Origin of the sequence: Arthrobacter gyeryongensis (assembly GCF_039543785.1) — a bacterium.
Classification (GTDB): Bacteria; Actinomycetota; Actinomycetes; order Actinomycetales; family Micrococcaceae; genus Arthrobacter; species Arthrobacter gyeryongensis.
In genome coordinates, this window is the sequence record NZ_BAABKK010000044.1 from 1 (window position 1) to 3,320 (window position 3,320).

The window sequence follows — 3,320 nt, forward strand, 5'->3', positions numbered from 1 at the left end:
GCGGTCGGACGCTGCGCATAATCCGGGCGGGTGGTTAGAGGCTCGCGAGCCAGCTGAGCAGTTCGGGGTTTTGGTTCCATTCGGCCAGGTCGGCGGTGACAACGTCGGTGTAGGCGGCTTCGAGTGCTTTGCGTTTGGCCTCGGTGGAGGCCCGCGCGTAGATCTCGGTGGTGGATAGGTCGACGTGGCCCAGGATGTCCCGGATATAGGGCAGCGGAACACCTGCGTCGTAGAGGTGCATGGCCCGGCTGTGGCGCAGGATATGTGGGCTCAGGTGCGCGTTGGAGAGTGCCGGATCCGTTGCCTGGGCTTGGTATTTGCCAAGGATCCAGGCGATCCCGCCACGGCTGAGCTTGGAGCCGTGCTGGTTGAAAAACACCGGATGATCTTCATGCCCGGCGCTGTCCAGCCGTCTTTCCGTCAGGTAGGCGGCCAGTAGAGCCGCCGTGTTCCGGTCCAGCGGGACGTGGCGGGTCTTGCGGCCCTTGCCGGTCAGGGCGGCCATGGCCGGGTCATGCAGGCGGATGTCGCGGACTCTCAGATCGGCGACTTCTTGAACCCGGGCGGCAGTGTCATACAGTGTGGCCAGCAACGTCGCGTTACGCCTGCCTGTGCGGGTGTGCCGGTCGGGCAGGGCGAGCAGTTGGCGGGTCTGCTGCACGGTCAGGTGGGCCACGGCCGGCCTGTCTTGTTTCTTCGCGGGGATCGCGAGGATGTCCTGACAGCAGGCCATGCGAGCCGGGTCCTGGGACTGCATCCAGCCGAAGAACGAGTCGATCGCGGCCAGGCGCTGGTTGCGGGTCGACGCACTGTTGCGCCGGCTGGTCTGTAGCCAGGTCAGGAACCCGGTGATGGCGGCGGCGTCGATCTGCTCGAGGGTGAGCCGTTCCGGCGGGATGTGCCGCTCGTCGCGGAAGTAGCAGATCAGCAGTTTGAACGCATCCCGGTAGGAGGCGATCGTGTTGGGTGAGTAGCCGCGCTCCCCGGCCAGGTGGCCGGTCAGGAAGCGGCGCAGGAATACCGCGAAGTCAGTGGCCATGACGTGGTCCTGCCGTGACGGGCGGGACTATATCGCCGATGGTCTGTTGGATTCGTGTGGTGATGTCCGGGTAAGACTCGGCGGTCAGGCGCAGGTAGTAGGCGGTGTCGGCCACTGACGAATGACCCATGTAGGTTTGCAGTACCGGCAGCAACGCGCCGACGTCCTGTCCGTGGGCGAACCACAGCCGCAGGTTGTTGACCGCCATGGTGTGACGTAGATCGTGAACTCTGGGGCCGTGCCCGGGGCCGCCGTGGGAGATATGCGCCTGCCATAAGAACCGGCGGAAGTTGCGGTAGACGTTGCCGAGAGTGAGCGGCCGGCCAGCCGCGCCGGGGAAGAACCATTCCCGCCGGCCCGCCTGTCCGCCAACCTCGGTGTCGTAGCGGGCGAGCCTTGCGCGTAGCGCCTCGGAGACGGGCAGCTGTCGGTCCTTGCCGCCCTTGGCGTCGCGGATTTGCAGCACCCCGGCGTCGATGTCGACGTCGCCGACCCGGAGCAAGCGGGCCTCGGAGCAGCGCAGACCGCAGGCGTAGATCGTGCGGAACAGCACCGGCATGACGAGATGGCGCAGCGGAACCTCCGCGCAGTAGTGGCAGCGGTCGGTTTGCGCGAACAGCGATGCCAGTTCCCGATTGGTGTAGATATACGGGACATACCGGGCCGGTCTGGGCAGCGCGGCCCCGGGCAGCAGGTAGGCCACTACGCCTCGCCGGCCCAGCCAGCGGGCCAGTTCCCTGACCGGCGCTACCAGGCCCTGCAGTGTCGCGGGTTTGACGTTCCGCCGACGTGCCGCGGTGATCCACGCCTGCACCGACGGTTCGGTGAGTGTGTCCAGCCCGGGGAACTGCATGCGGCAAAATGCCTGGAACCGGGCCAGTATCTGCGCCTCGGTGTCGTATTTGTAGCCGACGGCGCGTTTTTCGGCCACGAGGGCCGTGATCGCGTCGGACAGTGTGGTGCCGGTAGTCATCGTGTCGCCCCCGGTGCCGGCATGTCCGGGTCCAGGGCACACTTGGCCAAAAGACCCAGTGACGATTTCAGATACACGCCTGTGGATGCGACCGACTGGTGGCCGAGGATGTCGGCGATCTGCTCGATCGGGGTGCCCTGCTCCATCAGCCGGGTCGCCAGCGTGTGCCGCAGCGAATGCATGCCATGGCGGCGTTTCTCACCCAGCGGGACATGAGCTGCACGGGTGTGTTTGACCAGGATCTGGTGCAGATGATCCTGGTCGGAGAACGGGCCTATCGGGGCGGTGTGGCGGATGAATACCTGCGGGCAGTCGCTGGCCGGGCGGCCGTGCCGGATGTAGTCGATGATCGCCCAGCCGACGTCTTTGAGCAACGGCAGCTGCACGCGGCGGCCGGTCTTGGCCTGCACCACCGACAGCCGGTTGCCCGGCCAGTCGAAATCGGCGAAGCGGAGCCGTTTGACGTCGATGCCGCGCAGTCCGAGTCTGGTGATCAGCAAGATGATCGCGTAATCCCGCTTGCCGCACGGGTTGCCCCGGTCGATCGCCCGCAGGATCCTGGTCACGTCGGCCGGTTCCCACACCGACGGGATCCCGGCCTGCCTGGCCGACTTCGCCGCCGGAACCGCGGCCAGCACCGTGCCGTCGACCAGCCCCTCACCGCCGGCGAACCGCAGGAACGACCGTATGGCGCATAGTTTGTGCTCCACCGTTTTGGCCTGGTAGCCGGCCAGGGTGGCCACGAACGCGCCGATGACCCCGGCGTCCAGGCTAGCCAGCCCGCCCCGGGTGCCGGTGAATGCGAGGAACTCCCCGGCCACCGTGGCATAGGCACTTACCGTCGACGCGGCGGAGGCGGCCGCCTGCAGCGACGCCTTGAACCGCGCCAGAACCTCGGCCTGCTCGGTGTTGAGCTTGTCCACGGGGCGGGAATAGCGGCGCAGCACCGCGCCGCGAACCGCGAAGTCATCGAGCATCGCCGCGACGCGGAACAAATACACGTCGGTTGTCTTCAGCGTGCCTGCCCGCTCCTTGTTGAAGAAGCCGCCGCAGGACTGGTCGACCCACGCCATCGCCACATCCAGCGAAAACTCCTGCACCCCACGAGACGCGAAGAACCTCTCCACGCGACGCCAGCAACCCCGATACCAGACCATCGTCGAGGGCTTGTAGCCCAGACGCACCAACTCAGCGTCCAACCCGGACACCAGTGCAGAAACAGCCACCATGACAGCTCCAATCACGAAGGGCCTGGCACCATGCCGAGCCACGTAACCAGAATCCGCCCAGATTATGCGCAGCGTTCGG

At 66.4% G+C, this 3,320-nt stretch carries 3 protein-coding genes; all 3 read right to left on the reverse strand.

Annotation, left to right across the window (positions count from 1 at the left end):
- Positions 1 to 34 precede the first annotated feature (34 nt).
- A complete protein-coding gene (locus ABEA18_RS24075) occupies positions 35 to 1,039 on the reverse strand; it encodes a site-specific integrase (RefSeq protein WP_345453823.1) in 1,005 nt (334 codons plus the stop codon).
- Complete coding sequence (locus ABEA18_RS24080) at positions 1,029 to 2,012, reverse strand: tyrosine-type recombinase/integrase (RefSeq protein ID WP_345453826.1); 984 nt, start codon at positions 2,010 to 2,012, stop codon at positions 1,029 to 1,031. Before ABEA18_RS24080 ends, ABEA18_RS24075 begins: the two co-directional genes overlap by 11 nt.
- Positions 2,009 to 3,320 (reverse strand): site-specific integrase (locus ABEA18_RS24085; RefSeq protein ID WP_345453829.1); only part of this gene is annotated, 1,312 nt, incomplete at its 5' end. The genes ABEA18_RS24085 and ABEA18_RS24080, both read right to left, overlap by 4 nt.

Coding starts and splice junctions, on each gene's coding strand:
- ABEA18_RS24075 (WP_345453823.1), bottom strand. CDS start 1,039: ATGGCCACTGACTTCGCGGTATTCCTGCGCCGCTTCCTGACCGGCCAC.
- ABEA18_RS24080 (WP_345453826.1), bottom strand. CDS start 2,012: ATGACTACCGGCACCACACTGTCCGACGCGATCACGGCCCTCGTGGCC.